Origin of the sequence: Leuconostoc gelidum subsp. gelidum KCTC 3527 (assembly GCF_000166715.1) — a bacterium.
Classification (GTDB): Bacteria; Bacillota; Bacilli; order Lactobacillales; family Lactobacillaceae; genus Leuconostoc; species Leuconostoc gelidum.
The window spans coordinates 172,789-189,661 of record NZ_AEMI01000036.1 but is presented as its reverse complement, the minus strand read 5'-3'; the positions used below and the strand labels follow the sequence as shown (position 1 = coordinate 189,661).

Below are 16,873 nucleotides of genomic sequence, written 5' to 3'. Positions count from 1 at the left end.
TTTACGCTCTCCTCCTTTGATAAATAAGTGACATCATTTTTTCCAAAATATAAGCTAACAAACTCGCAAGCGTAAATGATAATAAAACAACAACTGGGGCCCACGTAAAGCGCGAGGCAATATTAGGCACCAAGCGATTAAAATAGTGATAGATGAGACTGTCAGTTAAATCCGAAAATAAATAAATAGTTAAAGTCATATTAGATAGTAAAATAAGTAAATTATGAAACTTAGTTGTTTTTTTCGGCTGACCTTTTTTTAAAATCAGTAATGAGATAAGGATAGCGACTAAGAATGGCTGATAGCCCATATAATCATTTGCATCAGTCCAAGCAAAAATTCGGCCATAATTGTCTATCAGAGACAAAAATGAAATCATACCAAAAATTGAGACAGACCATATTAATAATCGCTTAGTACTGATTTTTTTGATTTCTTCTAAGTAAGTTTTAAAATAAAGCCCAACATAGTAGTATCCAATCGGATAAGCATTAGTCCACCAATCAGGTAATATCTTACCTAAGCCATTAAATAGCGATGGCAAAAAGAATAAAATCGTTGAAACCATAATAATATATATATGATACTGTTTACTTAAATCATAGTGCCAAGCTGCGTTTAACAGTGGTATGAGGAGATATAAACCAATATACATTTCAACATACCAAGAATAACTGTCTGTTGAAAAATCAAGTAATCCCAGTAGCGCATCCTGCATAGAAAGGTCATTTTGAAATACAAGCGTTTGAGTTAGCCAATCGATCATTGATACTAAGACATACAATATGATTACTCTTAAAATTTTTGCGATATATTTGTCGCTGAGTTTCTTTGTTCCCATTAAAAATCCTGTTGCAATAATGAATAATGGGACTGATGTTATAAAAATCAATCGCAAAATGATTCCTAAACTGGCAGAAAATGATTGAATGTCAATGTCATAAAATCCTGTATTGAGTAGAAAATGCACTGAAATAACAAAAAAAAATAGCCATAACCTTTAATACATCTATTTGATAAACACGGTTTCCCATATGAGTATTCCCCTAATAAAAATTTTTACAAAAGTGATAAATTAACAATTTAATTATATAGTGACGACTACCATTATTTTTCTTCAAATTTTGAAAAAAATTGAAAACAAAAAAAGCTTAATAAATTAAGCTTTTATCTATCAGAAAAAGTGGTTGTTGTGGCCAAAACTGCTAATACCTTTGTAAAACTACTAATTTTATAATTAAAAGGACTAGGTTGTGTTTGTCGGCTTAGTTTCTTTTCGATTACCGTACCTTGCTCCAGTGTTGTCATATACGTTGCTCTATCTTTTTTTGGATGAGAAATGATACTAGCAGGACTGTTTAATTCAAATTTATAAAACGTTAACTGTTGTTTTCGGGGCGAATCAGACTGATCATCACGAACCTCGGCCATTTCTGGTATTATATTTCCTTGTTCGGGCAGAACAACTGTTTGATCTTGTGGTTCTTGATTCTCGTTATGCTGATCTACTGTCTTATTTGGTGTTTTATTTGGTACTTTATTTGGTGTCTTATTTATGTCAATCGGTTCACTTTTTTGGGATAATTCAATGTTAAAATAGAAATTTTGTTGATCCGTTCTAGGAATTGTAAACGCACCCGGCCATTCATTACGTGTCACTTGATATTTTTTTAAAACTTCTAGCACAGGCATCATAGCATAATTAATTGTCTCACCTGTATCTCCAGAAAATACCTCTTTGCGTAATATGCTATTATTGTATCGAAAATTAACAATGACATGGTGTCGAATTGGTTGATAATAAAAATTAATTTCTGAATCTGTTTCATTAAATACACCCGAACTATTTTGCGATGTATTAGACAGAACGTACCCTGGAATTTTTTCTTCATTTATTTTATAGGTTTCACCAATATTACCAGTAAACTTGGTAGAAGGCAGTATCATATTTTTTCTGTTATCAAAATAGTTTACTGTCACAGATGATGTGAAAGGTTTGTAATTCGTATCATCAATCATAATCTGCTGGACATTATGATTAATGCCTGTTGCTGCTGAAAATACCAAGTACATGGGACCTTGGAATTTTTGCATGCTTTTATAATGCCAAACTTGATTGTTATAAGTAACTGTAAACGCGCCAGACTGACTATTGTATGAAACAATGAGTGATTTAAACTGGTTGTTAAATTTTTCATCAATTGGTTGTGCTTCATCCGTTATTGTATGAATAACCCCTTCATTTTGGGAATCAAAGAATGCGCCGAAACTTTGGCCATCACCTTGCCTATGACCAAACTGAACTGGATCTGCTTCAAAAGAGCCTTCCTCAGGAAAGCGATTAAAATAGGTATCAATTTTAAATCCAAAGATATTTGATAGACCACCTAACCCTAAACTTCCGCCATTTTTTTGATTGACTTTTTTTATTTGATCAGCAGGAACGAAGCTAACAGCCATACCATCTCCGCCATCATGTTGTTGCGACTTATTGCCAATGTTGACGCTTAAATCTAAAGAAACATCATTTGAAAAATTAATGGGTGTTTTAATATAAGCTGTTCCTGATTGCTCAGAATTGTCTGATGTCAGTGTTATTAAGTTGTCATTTACTGAAGATGAACCATTTAATATGAGTTGACTAGCTAGATTGTTTTGATTGCGTAATTGCGACAGCGTAATAGTTTTAGCACTGACGTTATAGTCTGATGTTATCGAACTGACTGATAGCAATATGACAGATACTGTGGTCATATAAAACAAGGGCCTGATTCTAACTTGTTTGTTTTTCATTTTACACTTTTCATTTTTTTAATTTTCACAATTAGTTCACCCAATGCCGTCCAATCACTTAATGTAGGTGGCTTTTTCCAGATCACTTGTTCTCCAAGTACATCATCGTCGATCATATCAGATAAATAAATATCAGCAATTTTATCTGTACATGTGAAGTCTACACTCGCATGATTAATATGATTTTTAAGCATTGTAATCATCATATCATTAGTAATTGGTGTTGCTGAGAAATTAACACTAATATTCACTCTATCAATGCTTGTATTCGTAATATTTCTAAACATGATACCTATAAGATTGAAGCAAAATAGCTCACGCTGATAATTATTGACTATCGTTTCTTGTATGTTAATAATATCAATAAGGTAAGTTATTAATTTAAAAATTGATGGATAGATATCGCGAAAGTAATTTAGATTGACTTCACCTTCATTTGTTACAAACCATTGATTTTTAAATCCAAAACGCAAACTATAAACTGAAATTTTATAACTCAATTGTGCTATTTCATTTTTCGTTGACTGGGAGAAAAAATTTTCTAAGACTGGCATGATGTCATTTTGCAAAAGTACAATCTTATCACTTACATATTGTGAGTACTTATAGTTTTTATTCTCTAATAAAAAGTCAAAAATATCTAACATTTCTAGCAATACTGACAAAATTTTGTCAGAATCATTGCCTATAAAAGAGGTAATAATTATTGGTAGAGATACGACAGTATGAATTGCGACTTCTCTATTTTCAAAAAGTGCTTGATTATTATATAACATTTCAGACACACAAAAGTTGATAAGTAACATTTTTTGCCGCTGATTTAAATCGTTAATGAAATGATTTTCCAATAAAAATTTTAGCATTTCTTGACCAATTACTTTGATACGATCAGAAAATATCGGTTTTTCATCAAAATAATTATAGATAACATAGCCTGCTTGAATAAACTCATAAGAATCATTATCATTCACAAGACCATTTAATATTTTTTTCTGTGAAAAAAAATATGAAGGGCTCCATCCATAATCGTATTGAATCGTTGTATACGTTGGCAGAGAACCCGTTAAAACTCTCGTCTCAAGAAGTGGCTTCAAAGCCGAAAGATTAAAATAGTACTGTGACATTTTATATAAATGGTATCTCGTCACACGATATCTAGGATAAACCAACCCTTTTTGAAGTAATAGCCAATCTGAATCTAAAATATTATGTAAATCTATATTCAAGGAATCTAAGATTTCACGCAACATATAATTAGAAACAGCAAACTCCTGTTCTAAGGTTTTGGTCTCATAAAATTTTTGATCAGTTTCTAAGACATAGTTCATTAATTCAATTTTCAACAAATCATTTTTATTAATGAATGACACTAACGAATTCATAACGCTCCTTGCATATTTTAAATATTTTCATACATTGTCATGTTGTTTTATCATACAATACACTGTCATTTATTTCATTCCTTCTAATTATACTATAGTCGCTAATCTTTATTTTTTTGTGATTTTAAAAAAAATAAAAAATCTAAAAACTAAATCAGCTCGACATTAGATTTATTTTTAAAAAATAATCAACAATCACAATATTTATGGTTTGTTTAAGGTAGGTTGTAAAATGACGCCGAACAACCTGCAAAAAAAGCTGCGGAGCCTTTAATAGTAGTTGTCTAAAACCAACCATAAAGGGTCTGCAGCTTATGTCTTCTAATTTATCATCTCATGAACATGCTGTCATTGAAACACTGCTTCAACCTCATTTTTCTATTCAGGCACCTGTTCATTTTCTCAAACCGTTCTTCTGCAACATGCAGTAATCGATTAATTATGGCAATCTACATAATATAAATATTATTTTGACTCTATGTCCGATCCTAGATCAGCTGATATTAATAATTGAAGCAAATCATTGAACTTATTTTTATCGTCCTTTAGAACCGAAAAGAATTCCTGATCGACTTTTTCAACTATTGGTAACGTCTCATTAATAATGTCTGAACCACTTTGCGTCAATTTTATAATTTTTGATCTCGTGTCTTTTTTTGAAACTTCACGTACAACAAATCCTGATTTTTCTAGGTTTTTTATAATCACAGAGACAGTCATAACATCAATATCAGAATGCTTTGAAATATTGACTTGGTTAACTTCATCATTATGTTGAGTCAAATAAGCTAATGTCGATAATACAATAAATTGAGGATGTGTTAAATTATACTGGCGTAATTTAGTTTTAATTAATGTGTGCCATGAGTTATAAACTTTAATAAAAGAGAACCCTAAGGAATTAGTCGCGTTATCTTTAAATTCTGAATTAAATTTTTGGATCACTAGTAGCAACCTCAATGAGTGAAAAAACGCTTGCTGGAATGTTTTCAAATATCTTAGAAAGAAATTTCAAATCATTAGCTTTTGGTTCCCTGTTTAAAGGCACAAATTCAACAGAATGTCTAATGACTGTTTCTTTATGATTAGTTTCACTCAATTCATGAATAAAATTAATATCTCCCATATTTGGAATAGTTGTTTTATCAATAAAAACTTCCTCGGGAATAACTTTAACGAGTTCAAATGACATAGGTGGCATGTTCGTCAATGTCATACTACCCTTAGTATTAGCTTCAAATAATCCTTCTAAAGAAATTTCCTCTAAATCATTTTCCCAAGTAAACCACTTGTTGACGTTTTCGTACAGCGGCCATACATCTGTAATTGAAGCGTTTGTTTTCTGCTCAAAACTATATTTCATATTCTCTTTTTTCCTTTTTATAAGTGTACATATAATATAAACTATTATTATTTATGTGTCAAGAATTTTTTTGATAACAAAAATACTAAACAGTCATCTCAACAATTTTAAACAACTGCCGTTGCACAAGATAGTAGATTGTAAATTAAACAGCGCACAAAAAAAAGCTGCAGAAATTTTAATGGTCATTGTAAAAATCAACCATAAAGAGTCCACAGCTTATGTTTTCTAATTTATCATCACATGACAGTACTGCCATTGAGACCATACTTCAACTTCATTTTTCTATTCAAGACATAGCGAGCACATCATTAATGTTGCTCATTTATTTTTTTTTGCTGTTCACGAAGTTTTTTAATAATTCTTCTATAAGCAGGGATCATCACGATTAATGAGCCAATCCACGCCAACACATTAGCCAAGCTGGCACCAAAAAAGCCAAAGGGTCCGACCAAAGTAATGGCCGCCACCGTACGCATTATCAATTCTGCAATGCCTGCAAAAGTTGGTGTTTTGGAATCATTTAATCCTTGCAACACATATCGAATAATAAACAGTGCTGATAGAATATAATAAAAAGCACCATTAGCCCAGAAATATTGTTGCGCCAAATCAAGCACACGCTGCTGATCTGCGCCCACAAACAACATGACCGCAAAATCACCAAAGGCAATTTCTAGAATTCCCATAAATAGGCCAAATCCCATGCTCATGAATAACGCCTGTTTCACCCCAATAAGAATACGTTCATATTGTTTAGCCCCATAATTTTGGGCAGCAAAAGTTGCCATTGTAATACCAAACGACATTAACGGTAACGTGGCAACTTGATCAATACGTTGTGCAGCCGTCGTTGCGGCTACTGCATCTGTTCCTAATGTGTTAAGAGCACCCTGTAGTACGAGTGCGCCAATAGCGATTATCGAACTTTGAAAACCCATTGGTAATCCAGCACGTAAATGGATTCTAATATCTACCGGATCCCATTTGAGATCAGAACGATGAACTTGCAGTAAAGGCGAAAAATGATAAATATGCCAAAAACTTAGCACCGTTGATACAAGTTGTGCGATAACTGTCGCCAAAGCAGCACCGGCAACGCCGTAGTTCAAACCGATGATAAACCATAATTCAAGCACAATGTTAATGATCATGCCAACAATAAGATAAACTAATGGTGAGCGCGAATCACCAATAGCACGCAGTGAATTCGCCGTGACATTGTAACCCATCGTAGCAAAAATACCGCCTAAGATAATGGCGATAAAAATAAATGCTTGATTAAAAATTTCTGCAGGCGTTTGCATAATTTTTAGTAATGGATAGACAGCAAGTAAACTCAAAATCGTGACGATAACGGTTGTTAATGCTGAAACAATTAACGTTGAGGCCATACTTTTACGCACACCTGCAATATCACGGGCACCATAACGTTGTGCTGTGATAATGGATAAACCAGCCGTAAATCCTTGCACAAATCCTAAAATCAAAAACATAATGGATCCAGTGGCACCCACAGCTGCCAAAGATTTAACCCCTAATGTTTGTCCAACAATAACGGTATCGGAAAAATTGTAAAGTTGCTGAAAAAGATTACCAATAACCAATGGTATGGTAAAAAATAAAATTTGCTTAGCTGGTGAACCTTGAGTTAAATCGCGCATAATCAATCACATCTCCAAAAATAAGTAGTCGTAAGCTAAATACTTATTCTACCGGAATAACATCTGTTTGACTAGTCTTTGATTTGAATTTTTAGGAAATCTATTTCAGCGTATCTAAAATCAAACTATTTCTTTCTTTTTGTATCTTGACATCAAAACCTTCAGTTCTTTCCTAATGGCATATCACTGAAGGTTTTTAATAATATATCGTTCGTTTAATGTACATCAAATTGCATTTTTGAATAGCCTCAACAAATTACCACGCAAGATATATCAAGCTTTTTTTTCGGCATTTTCATAACGATCAATAACTCGCGTGACATTTTTTTTACCAATATAAATTGCGTATCCAACAGTCAGTATCACTAATATGCCAATCACGCATAACGCTATGCCCGAACCCAAAAACCAGATATTTTTATTTTTGAAAAAATAAATGAATAACACACCAACACCTGTCAATAATGAAAAAATTGATTGCCAATGTTGTAAATTATGAATCATACGTTCTTGAAATAATATTTCTATTTTATAAGCTTTTTCTATACTATCAGTATCTACTGTCATTACCCTCACCTCAACGCTAATTAGTATGTTAACCCTGGATTAAAGAAACCAACTAGTACACCAACGAGTGCAACGACTACCAAAATTAGCATAACTCTAATAGGAGAAATATTTTTTTTGGCCATTAACCACCAGCAGAGAACTATGAACAAGGCAGTCAACAATCCAGGATAAACAGAATCAAGTTGGTTTTGTAACACTAAATATGACTTTCCGGAACCATTTGTGAGCTTAAACGATGTTTTTACAGTCACCCAAGTTGCAGCGACACCACCAACAACCATACCACCAATGGTCGCAATCGCTTTTCTAATTGCTTTTCCCTGCGCGCCAATTAAAATACCGACGGCCTTATCACCTAATTCGTATCCTTTGAAATAAGCAAAACGCATACCGAAATAGCCAAGTAAGTTCCATACAATAATATAAAATATCGCACCTAAAGGTGAGCCACCCGATGACATCCCAAGCGCAATACCTAGGATTACCGGAATTAGTGTTCCAACAACAAGTGAATCTCCAATACCTGCAATGGGACCCATAAGACCTGCACGTAAACCATTAATCGTGGCATCATCTACCTCGCCATCATCAATTCCTTGACTAGCACGTGCTTCTTCTAAACTAGCTGTAATACCTACAATGACAGTCCCAAGTTGTGGTTCTGTATTGAAGAACGCAGTATAAGTTTTCATTGCTTTTTCTTGATCTTCTTTGTTATCATATAGTTCTTCAACAATGGGTAACATAGAAGTTAAGTAACCAAATGTCTGCATATGTTCTTGAGAAAATACTGTCAGATGACCATAGAACCAGTGATGAAAAGATTTATTTAGAGTTTTACGAGAAAGTGTCTTTTTTTCTATATTTGCCATCTTAAATATCCTCCTCTTCCTCATCATCAGTTATTGTGTCATTTGAACCATTCAGTATTGGCTGTCGATTAGTACTAATTGCCATATCCAACTTGTAAAAGATCATTGCAAAAATAAGTGATATAACAGTAACTGAAACTAAGTTTAATTTTAGTGACGCAGCAAACGTAAATCCAACAAAAAACGGTATAAAATCAATTGGACCCTCAACTATTTGTTTTAACAAAATAGCAATACCAACACAAGGCAGTAATGCCCCAACAGTAAATAATGTTTTCATTGGAATACCATCCATAGGTAACGCCGTTCTAAGTGCATGAACAGCACTCGAACCAAAATGTGTCATTAGTACTGTTGGAATGAAGGAGAAAAACAAATGTGAAATCCAAGGATAACCCCAGTCAACCGCGTATAATTTTTTAAACTCACCTTTTTCAACTGCACGCCAGCCTATATGTTGCCAAACTAAATTCATCGTTGCAGTACCATAGAATAATACTGTACCGACAGTACCCACCAACGTGCCCATTGACTTGGCTAAGTCAGCGGCATTACCAGATGTGGCTGCTAAACCTTGTGCATGGATGGCAACCATAGCAAGTGGTATTCCGATGTATGATACCGCTCGCAAATCTGCAGAAACAGTCCCACCCGGCGTTACTAGTGCAATATAAACTAACTGCATGGCCACACCAGCCGCAATACCTGTTTTTAAGTCTCCTAGAACAAGTCCACAGACTAAACCACCAACTAATGGACGTCCTAATGTATAATTACCAATTGTAGATCCTGCCATTCCTGGCATAGACGACAAACTGGCAAAAATACCTAGAATACTTGCTTGTATCCAACTAATTGTCATATTCCTCACCTTTTCTATATCACGTTACAAATTAAATTTTCCTTTAAAATCATTCCAATAGCCAATTGAAACGTCAGGTAATAATTGGAATTTAACCTGATAACCTTGCGCTTGAATTGCTTCAAATGCTACAGCTTCTTCAGGAATGATAGATTGATTATTACCTAATTTGATAGCATGAGGTCGATCATTGGCCGGTCCAACAATGACTTTTTTAACATCTCCTGGTACAAATTCAAAATCAACAAGGATTGTTTTCATGTCTTGTGGTGTTTTTGTTATGAGAAAATACTGACGTTTAGAGGCCAATACTTGCGCCTGTTTTTCCTTAAAGTGTGCCAACGTCCAAACAAACGTCTTTTTTTCAGAAGCACTTATAAAAGCTTCCTTTAAAACTGGATTTGATGCGGCAGCATCGTTTACCGCTATTAAACCATCACAAGGATATTCTTTTGCCCAACGTGTGACTGTTTGTCCATGGATAATTCTATCATCAATACGCACAAATGAAATGCTCATAATCTATTCTCCTTTTCAAATATCATCATCATTTTCATTCGATTTTTCAACTAATGAAAATTGTTTCACTGATGATACTGCCTCTTTCATAATAGCTGTTACTAAATCCTGTTGACTGAGACTATCTTTTAAAATAGCAGCATTCAGCGCCATTGGAAAATTCATGCCACCCAAGATAATGGATTTTTCTAGTTTCCCTTCTTGATTCAAAACGTTAGTTATTGTAGTTAAAGGGCTCCCTCCCATGATATCTCCCAATACAACGAGTTCCGCATCAGCAGTTAATTCAGAAACAAGTTTTTTAAAACGCGTAGCCAAAATTTGTGTGTCTTCACCTGGTTGCAAGCCGATTGCTCGTACTGAATCCATGTTATCACCAACAAACATACCTAGGGCATCTTTCAAACCTTCTGAAAACTTACCATGACTTACCAAAATAAGATATTTCATTTTTTCCTCCCACTTTTAGTGAAATGACTCTTATGTATGTAAGCGCTTACATACCTTAATTAATATTTTACGCTTTTTTTTAGAAAAAAACAACAACGTTCCTCAATAATAAGAAAATAATAAAAAAGCCTGTCTTGATTAAAAAATTTTTTCAAATAGTTAGAAAAAATCTAACAGATTTGGTTAATTTTCGTCATGACTAAGCTTTTGACATATATTTATGAGTTGAAACTGTACTGAATACTAATCTAATATTATGCTTTTGATACTTCATCTTCGGGTACTTTTGGTGTGGTACCATCCGGCAAAGTTTTTTCTGTGGGTTTATCCCAGGATACAAATTCACAATCCGGATAACGAGAACAACCATAAAATGTACGTTGCCGCTTCGTTTTACGCTCAACGATTTGACCTTTATGACATTTTGGACATGGCAAACCAATCTCTTTAATAATTGTTTGTGTGTTGCGACAATCTGGAAATCGAGCACAGGCATAAAATTTGCCATAACGACCCATTTTAACAATCATTGGTGCACCACAAATTTCGCAATTCATACCAGCAAGCTCATCATGCATAATGACTTTTTCTAAAGTAGCTGCTGCTTGCTCAACTTCTTTTGAAAACGGTTTATAAAACGAATCAATCACTGGTACCCAGTGTTTGTCCCCTATTTCTACCTCATCTAGCTCATGCTCTATACTAGCTGTAAAATGTGTATCTGTTATATCTGGGAAACTCTCTTCAACAATTGTTTGTACAATTTCACCCAATTCAGTGGGCACAAATTTACGCGCATCAATCCTAACGTAGTTTCGTCGTTGTATTGTGTCTAACGTTGGTGCATAAGTTGATGGTCGGCCAACACCGTTTTCTTCCAAAGCTTTGATTAACGCAGCTTCAGAGTAGCGCGCCGGTGGTAATGTGAAGTGTTGTTCTGGATTCGTATTCGTTAATTTAACCTTGTCTCCAACTGATAAATCAGGCAAGGTATTATCTTTTTCTTTAGCTGCTGGGTATGCTTTAGTAAACCCTTGAAATTTTGTTTTAGAACCGTTTGCGCGAAAAACAACATTATTTTGCTCAATTGTCACGGCCATGGTATCCAGTATTTCTGGCGTCATTTGACTTGCAACAAAACGCGACCAGATTAGTGAATATAGTTTAAATTGGTCTGGGGTTAATTTATCTTTTATGCTTTCAGGTGTCCTTGTCACATCAGTCGGACGAACAGCTTCGTGTGCATCTTGAGCGCCTTCAGGTAACTTACCTTGAATCGGTTTATGTTGCGAGTATGCCTCTCCCCAAGTATCGTGAATATATAAAGCAGCTGCATTACGAGCCAGAGAAGAAATACGTGTTGAGTCCGTACGCATATACGTAATCAGGCCAGTTTGGCCAATTCCACGCCCTAAATTAACCCCTTCATATAATTGCTGCGCAGCCATCATCGTTTTACGTGTTCTAAAATTTAACTGTGTATTAGCAGTTTGTTGCATCGTTGACGTTGTAAAAGGCTGCTGTGGATTGCGTTTACGTTCTTTAGCCTCAACTTTGACAATATTAAAATCAGCGGATTGATCAATCTGTTTTAAGACATATTGAACGCTATCATTATCCGGTAGTGGCTGTTTTTTACCGTCGAAACCATAGAAAGCAGATTTAAACTTTGAACGAGACTTCTTAAATTCTGAGTCTAATGTCCAATATTCTTCTGGTTCAAATGCCTGAATTTTACGTTCACGCGTGATAATCAGTCCAAGCGCGACTGATTGCACACGTCCTGCAGATAAACCACGTTTGACTGTTTTCCACAAAATGGGCGAAATTGAATAACCGACTAAGCGATCTAAAATACGGCGTGCTTGTTGTGCATCAACAAGATCTTGATTTATCTTGCGCGGTGTCTTAAAGGCGTTTTTAATAGTATCTTTCGTAATCTCATTAAAAACCACACGATTAGGCTCTTCAGGGTTTAAATCTAAAATATGTTGTAAATGCCAAGCAATAGCTTCTCCTTCACGATCCGGATCACTTGCGAGATAAACTTTTTTAGCTGCTTTTGCTTCTTTACGTAATCCCTTAATAACATCCCCTTTACCGCGGATGTTAATATATTTGGGATCGTAATCATTTTCAACATCAACGCCAAGCGTTGATTTTGGTAAATCACGAATATGTCCTAGACTCGCAACGACTTTATATGAGCTTCCGAGATATTTCTCTATTGTCTTTGCCTTCGACGGGCTTTCAACAATGACAAGATTTTTCTTAACCTTAGCTCGCTTACGTTTTGTTGTTTTCTTTGTAACTGATTTTGTTGTTTTATTTTTTGTCTCTACCATTAGATATGCCTTATAATTTACTTCTTAGTATATAGCATATCAGATTGTATCAAGTATTTGGACACTTTCTATAATATCCTGGGATTTTGTGATTAACTTAGCACCTAAACTGAGTAATTCATTCGTACCCTGTGATTCTTCTGAAAAGATAGAGCCTGGAATTGATAATACCTCACGATTATTTTGCAAGGCAGCATTAGCAGTAATTAAACTACCTGATTTTATTTTTGCCTCAACGACTAAAGTGGCTGAGGATAATCCAGCAATGATACGATTTCTTGCCGGAAAATGGGAGCGATGTGGTCCGACACCAGGGCCATACTCACTGACTACTAATCCTTGTTGTATAATTTGCTTTTGCAGTGACGTGTTGCGTCTAGGGTATGCAACGTCCGTACCAGTACCGATAACTGCAATTGGGACACCATTGTTAGCAAAAGTAATTTGATGAGCCATGACGTCTATTCCTTGTGCCAAACCAGAAACAATTGCAATACTAGATTGAATAACTGGTGGTAATAAATGACGCAAACTATTTAGACCATAAACCGTAGCCGAACGTGTCCCTACGACTGATAAACTCGGTAAATTTAAAGCTGCTAATTGCCCTTCATAAAACAACACAAGTGGTGGTTCAAATATTTCTCGCAAACGTTGTGGGTAGCTATCATCAGAATAAGTAATATAGTTACCCTTAAAATTACTTGCGCGTTGTAACGCCGTCGTATAGGTTGCACGAATTCTATCATGGTAAACACGATGCGTTATTTGTAGCAATAAATCTAGCGGCCAAGGATAAATACTTGGTAACAAGTTAGAATTCATAGCTTCAATAAGACGAGACTCAGTCGCAATGCCAATTCCTTGTGTCAAATGAATTGCTAGTAATTGTTGGTTTAAGTTCATATCGTTTTCCTCAGAAAATAATACGTTGTAACATGGTTGGTATCACAAAAAAATCATAATACAGCGTTGATTATAACTGAAACAACCGTTTATTCTAAAACAATTAAAATGAAAATTTAGCCTGCGACAATATCGCTCAAATACTCCCACCGATCCATTTTTTTATCAAGTTCTGCTTCAAGTTTGTCGGATTCTTTTTGCAAATCACCAAGCTTAACATAGTCAGTGCCGTTTTTTGCCATGTCATCTGGTATAGCACCTAATCTAGTTTCTAACTTTGCAATATCATCTTCAATTGTTTCCCATTCTTTTTTTTCATTATAGGTTAATTTCTTCTTTTGTATCGTAACTGGTTTAGATTTTGAAACAGATATCTTTTCCGACACTTTTAGTCGATCATCTGCATGCTCTATTAAATATTGGCTAAATAAACCATCATAACGTTCAACAACGCCCTGACCTTGGAACATATATAATTGATTTGCTATCTTATCTAAAAAGTAACGGTCATGAGAAACAGTAATGACAGCCCCAGAAAATCCTGACAAAAAATCCTCTAACACGGTCAACGTCCCAATATCTAAATCATTTGTTGGTTCATCTAATAATAAAACGTTTGGTTGTTGTAATAAAAGTTTTAAGAGATACAATCGCCTTTTTTCACCACCAGACAACTTACGTATCAGTGTACCGTGCATGAAGGGTGGAAATAAAAATTGCTCTAACAATTCTGAAACACTCACCTGATTACCATTTTTATCCGTCACCGATTCAGCAACATCTGATAAATAGGCAATAACCCTTTTATCATCTGGTATTTCTTCTGTACTTTGCGTATAATAGGCCATCTTGACCGTTTCACCTAATTCAATCACGCCACTTGTTACAGGTAATCGACCTGCGATTGCATTCAAAAAGGTTGACTTGCCGGCACCGTTTTCACCAGTGATGCCAATACGGTCACCTGCTGCTATACGCAAATTAAAATTTTTCAATATGATTTTATCATCAAACTTAATACTAGCATTGTCAATAACAATCACTTTTTTTCCCAAACGCTGCTGTCCTAAATTAACAGCAACATCGTCGTCTAATTTTAAATTACCCATCTGTGACTCTAATTCAGAAAAAGCATTCTCACGGGCTGTTTGTTTCGTTGTTCGCGCGCGTGCTGACTTACGCATCCAAGCCAACTCTTGCTTATAAAGCTGTTGCTGCTTATGATCAGCAACTTTACTTTGTTCAACACGTTGGGATTTACCAATCATATAATCTTGATAATTGCCTTTATATTCATACAGATCACCAAATGATAGTTCGAAAATACGTGTCGTCACTGCATCCAAAAAATAACGATCATGGGTTACTGCCAGTACAACACCTTTATAATTAGCAAGATATTTTTCTAACCAAGCAATTGAATCAAAATCTAGGTGGTTTGTTGGTTCATCTAAAATCAATAGATCAGGCGCTTCAATTAATATTTGCGCTAAACCGACACGTTTACGCTGTCCACCCGATAATTCGCCAATTTGACGTTGCAAGTCAGGCATATGTAATTGCGTTAAAATTGCTTTAACTTGTGCCTCAGTTGTCCACGCTTCGTCACGATCCATTGCATTTTGTGCATCTTCGAAATTTTGCGCAACTTTAATATTAGTCGGCTGTTCGCCAAATTGTTGCAACGCGTACTGGTATTGTCTAATCGTTTTGAAAACTGGTTGGTCACCAGATAAAATAGCATCCATAACTAAAGCATTATCATCTAATGTTGGATTTTGTGTTAGATAACCAATACTATAATCATTTTGTTTGAAAATTTTACCTGAATCGGCCAGATTGACACCAGAAATAGCATTGAGTAGGGAAGTTTTTCCAGACCCATTAACACCAATCAGACCAATGCGGTCACCTTCTGTCATTAAAAATGAGATATCATTAAATAATACCTTCTCACCATATGTACTTTTTAAATTGTCTACTCTAAATTGTTTCATATTATTATTATACCCAACATTGCTCCTTTTTATCGTGTTATTTTTTTGTTATACTTAGATAAACATTTCACGAGAAAATCATATAAGTCAGAGGAAACCAATTATGCAACTCACAGCCGATATTCAAAACTACCATTTTAATCACATTTTACTTAACGCTGCTGGTGTCATGTGTCAAACTAGCACGGAGTTAGATGCTGTTCTAGCTTCTGAATATACTGGAGCAGTTGTCACTAAATCTGCCACACCCTTGGTACGCCCTGGTAATCCTGCACCACGTTATTATGAATTAAATAATGGTTTAGGGACTATTAATTCAATGGGATTACCAAATGAAGGCTTTGACTATTACATGAACTATGTCTCCGCTAAAGAAACATATAAACCAATTTTCTTTTCAATTGCTGGTTTATCCAAACAAGAAAACATTGCTATGTTACACCAATTACAAGATGCTGATTTTGATGGTCTCATTGAATTAAATCTGTCATGCCCAAATGTTCCTGGTAAGCCTCAAACAGGTTATGATTTTGAAGCCACAGAACAAATACTAACTGAAGCCTTTGCTTTCTTTAAAAAGCCCTTAGGAGTCAAATTACCACCCTATTTTGACATTGTTCATTTTGATGATATTGCTGCGATCCTAAATAAATTTCCTTTAGCTTTTGTTAATACGATTAATTCAATTGGCAACGGATTAGTCATTGATCAAAACACTGATACGGTCGTTATTAAACCTAAAGCAGGTTTTGGTGGTATTGGTGGCACATTGGTCAAAGCAACAGCGTTAGCCAATGTTCGTGCACTACGAGACAGATTAAATACAAATATTAAAATCATTGGCACAGGTGGCGTTACAACTGGTCGTGATGTCTATGACCATCTATTATGTGGTGCTGATTTAATTGAAGTTGGTTCGCAACTTGCTATTGAAGGCATTACTGTCTTTGAACGATTAGAGAAAGAACTAACCGAAATACTCACAAAAAAAGGCTACCATTCTTTGGATGACGTACGTGGACAATTAAAAATCATAGCATAAGTCATAAAGGAGGGTGATATTTTAAAAATATCACCCTCCTTTATAGGTCCTAACAACAAAATAAAAGCAAGCTGATTATAGACAGCTTGCTTCTAAAATATAATGACT

General features: G+C 35.0%; 15 protein-coding genes. 1 reads left to right on the top strand and 14 read right to left on the bottom strand.

Annotated features, from left to right (window positions below):
• Position 1 precedes the first annotated feature (1 nt).
• The 14 genes from EUI_RS10160 to EUI_RS0108635 form a co-directional block, all read right to left on the bottom strand.
• Positions 2–970 (bottom strand): acyltransferase, encoded by a 969-nt coding sequence (locus EUI_RS10160; protein ID WP_238524886.1) that lies wholly within the window; start codon positions 968–970, stop codon positions 2–4.
• A 197-nt stretch (positions 971–1,167) separates the two neighbouring features.
• A complete protein-coding gene (locus tag EUI_RS0108695; RefSeq protein ID WP_010687794.1) occupies positions 1,168–2,793 on the bottom strand; it encodes a lectin-like domain-containing protein in 1,626 nt (541 codons plus the stop codon).
• Positions 2,790–4,175, bottom strand: coding sequence for a hypothetical protein (locus EUI_RS0108690; RefSeq protein ID WP_010687793.1), 1,386 nt, complete (start codon positions 4,173–4,175; stop codon positions 2,790–2,792). The genes EUI_RS0108695 and EUI_RS0108690 overlap by 4 nt, the downstream gene beginning before the upstream one ends.
• A 465-nt stretch (positions 4,176–4,640) precedes the next feature.
• On the bottom strand, positions 4,641–5,120 hold the full coding sequence (locus EUI_RS0108685; RefSeq protein WP_010687792.1) for a MarR family winged helix-turn-helix transcriptional regulator: 480 nt from the start codon (positions 5,118–5,120) through the stop codon (positions 4,641–4,643).
• Positions 5,104–5,538 carry an SRPBCC family protein gene (locus EUI_RS0108680; protein WP_010687791.1) on the bottom strand — a complete coding sequence of 145 codons (435 nt, stop codon included), beginning with the start codon at positions 5,536–5,538 and terminating at the stop codon, positions 5,104–5,106. Before EUI_RS0108680 ends, EUI_RS0108685 begins: the two co-directional genes overlap by 17 nt.
• Positions 5,539–5,849: 311 nt before the next feature.
• The gene (locus EUI_RS0108675) at positions 5,850–7,202 is read right to left on the bottom strand and encodes an MATE family efflux transporter (protein ID WP_010687790.1); all 1,353 of its coding nucleotides are present in this window, start codon (positions 7,200–7,202) and stop codon (positions 5,850–5,852) included.
• Between the two features lie 273 nt (positions 7,203–7,475).
• Entirely contained in the window at positions 7,476–7,769 is a 294-nt protein-coding gene (locus EUI_RS0108670) for a hypothetical protein (protein ID WP_010687789.1), read from the bottom strand.
• Between the two features lie 20 nt (positions 7,770–7,789).
• Positions 7,790–8,644 carry a PTS system mannose/fructose/sorbose family transporter subunit IID gene (locus EUI_RS0108665; protein ID WP_010687788.1) on the bottom strand — a complete coding sequence of 285 codons (855 nt, stop codon included), beginning with the start codon at positions 8,642–8,644 and terminating at the stop codon, positions 7,790–7,792.
• Between the two features lies 1 nt (position 8,645).
• Positions 8,646–9,506 (bottom strand): PTS mannose/fructose/sorbose/N-acetylgalactosamine transporter subunit IIC, encoded by an 861-nt coding sequence (locus EUI_RS0108660; RefSeq protein WP_010687787.1) that lies wholly within the window; start codon positions 9,504–9,506, stop codon positions 8,646–8,648.
• A gap of 24 nt (positions 9,507–9,530) precedes the next feature.
• Positions 9,531–10,025 (bottom strand): PTS system mannose/fructose/N-acetylgalactosamine-transporter subunit IIB, encoded by a 495-nt coding sequence (locus EUI_RS0108655; RefSeq protein WP_010687786.1) that lies wholly within the window; start codon positions 10,023–10,025, stop codon positions 9,531–9,533.
• 15 nt (positions 10,026–10,040) lie between these two features.
• Positions 10,041–10,475: a PTS sugar transporter subunit IIA gene (locus tag EUI_RS0108650; RefSeq protein WP_010687785.1), complete on the bottom strand. Its 435-nt coding sequence runs from the start codon at positions 10,473–10,475 to the stop codon at positions 10,041–10,043.
• Between the two features lie 254 nt (positions 10,476–10,729).
• Entirely contained in the window at positions 10,730–12,820 is a 2,091-nt protein-coding gene (gene topA / locus EUI_RS0108645) for a type I DNA topoisomerase (RefSeq protein WP_010687784.1), read from the bottom strand.
• Between the two features lie 39 nt (positions 12,821–12,859).
• On the bottom strand, positions 12,860–13,726 hold the full coding sequence (gene dprA / locus EUI_RS0108640; protein WP_010687783.1) for a DNA-processing protein DprA: 867 nt from the start codon (positions 13,724–13,726) through the stop codon (positions 12,860–12,862).
• A 116-nt stretch (positions 13,727–13,842) separates the two neighbouring features.
• Positions 13,843–15,723, bottom strand: coding sequence for an ABC-F family ATP-binding cassette domain-containing protein (locus EUI_RS0108635; RefSeq protein WP_010687782.1), 1,881 nt, complete (start codon positions 15,721–15,723; stop codon positions 13,843–13,845).
• Between the two features lie 103 nt (positions 15,724–15,826).
• On the opposite strand from EUI_RS0108635, the gene EUI_RS0108630 reads away from it, so the two are divergent.
• Positions 15,827–16,765, top strand: coding sequence for a dihydroorotate oxidase (locus EUI_RS0108630; protein ID WP_010687781.1), 939 nt, complete (start codon positions 15,827–15,829; stop codon positions 16,763–16,765).
• Positions 16,766–16,873 lie beyond the last annotated feature (108 nt).

Bases quoted from the DNA above. Each gene is read 5' to 3' on its own strand.
- EUI_RS0108680 (WP_010687791.1), bottom strand. From the start codon at position 5,538: ATGAAATATAGTTTTGAGCAGAAAACAAACGCTTCAATTACAGATGTA.
- EUI_RS0108635 (WP_010687782.1), bottom strand. From the start codon at position 15,723: ATGAAACAATTTAGAGTAGACAATTTAAAAAGTACATATGGTGAGAAG.
- EUI_RS0108690 (WP_010687793.1), bottom strand. From the start codon at position 4,175: ATGAATTCGTTAGTGTCATTCATTAATAAAAATGATTTGTTGAAAATT.
- topA (WP_010687784.1), bottom strand. From the start codon at position 12,820: ATGGTAGAGACAAAAAATAAAACAACAAAATCAGTTACAAAGAAAACA.
- EUI_RS0108630 (WP_010687781.1), top strand. From the start codon at position 15,827: ATGCAACTCACAGCCGATATTCAAAACTACCATTTTAATCACATTTTA.
- EUI_RS0108665 (WP_010687788.1), bottom strand. From the start codon at position 8,644: ATGGCAAATATAGAAAAAAAGACACTTTCTCGTAAAACTCTAAATAAA.
- dprA (WP_010687783.1), bottom strand. From the start codon at position 13,726: ATGAACTTAAACCAACAATTACTAGCAATTCATTTGACACAAGGAATT.
- EUI_RS0108670 (WP_010687789.1), bottom strand. From the start codon at position 7,769: ATGACAGTAGATACTGATAGTATAGAAAAAGCTTATAAAATAGAAATA.
- EUI_RS0108650 (WP_010687785.1), bottom strand. From the start codon at position 10,475: ATGAAATATCTTATTTTGGTAAGTCATGGTAAGTTTTCAGAAGGTTTG.
- EUI_RS0108660 (WP_010687787.1), bottom strand. From the start codon at position 9,506: ATGACAATTAGTTGGATACAAGCAAGTATTCTAGGTATTTTTGCCAGT.
- EUI_RS0108695 (WP_010687794.1), bottom strand. From the start codon at position 2,793: ATGAAAAACAAACAAGTTAGAATCAGGCCCTTGTTTTATATGACCACA.
- EUI_RS0108675 (WP_010687790.1), bottom strand. From the start codon at position 7,202: ATGCGCGATTTAACTCAAGGTTCACCAGCTAAGCAAATTTTATTTTTT.
- EUI_RS0108655 (WP_010687786.1), bottom strand. From the start codon at position 10,025: ATGAGCATTTCATTTGTGCGTATTGATGATAGAATTATCCATGGACAA.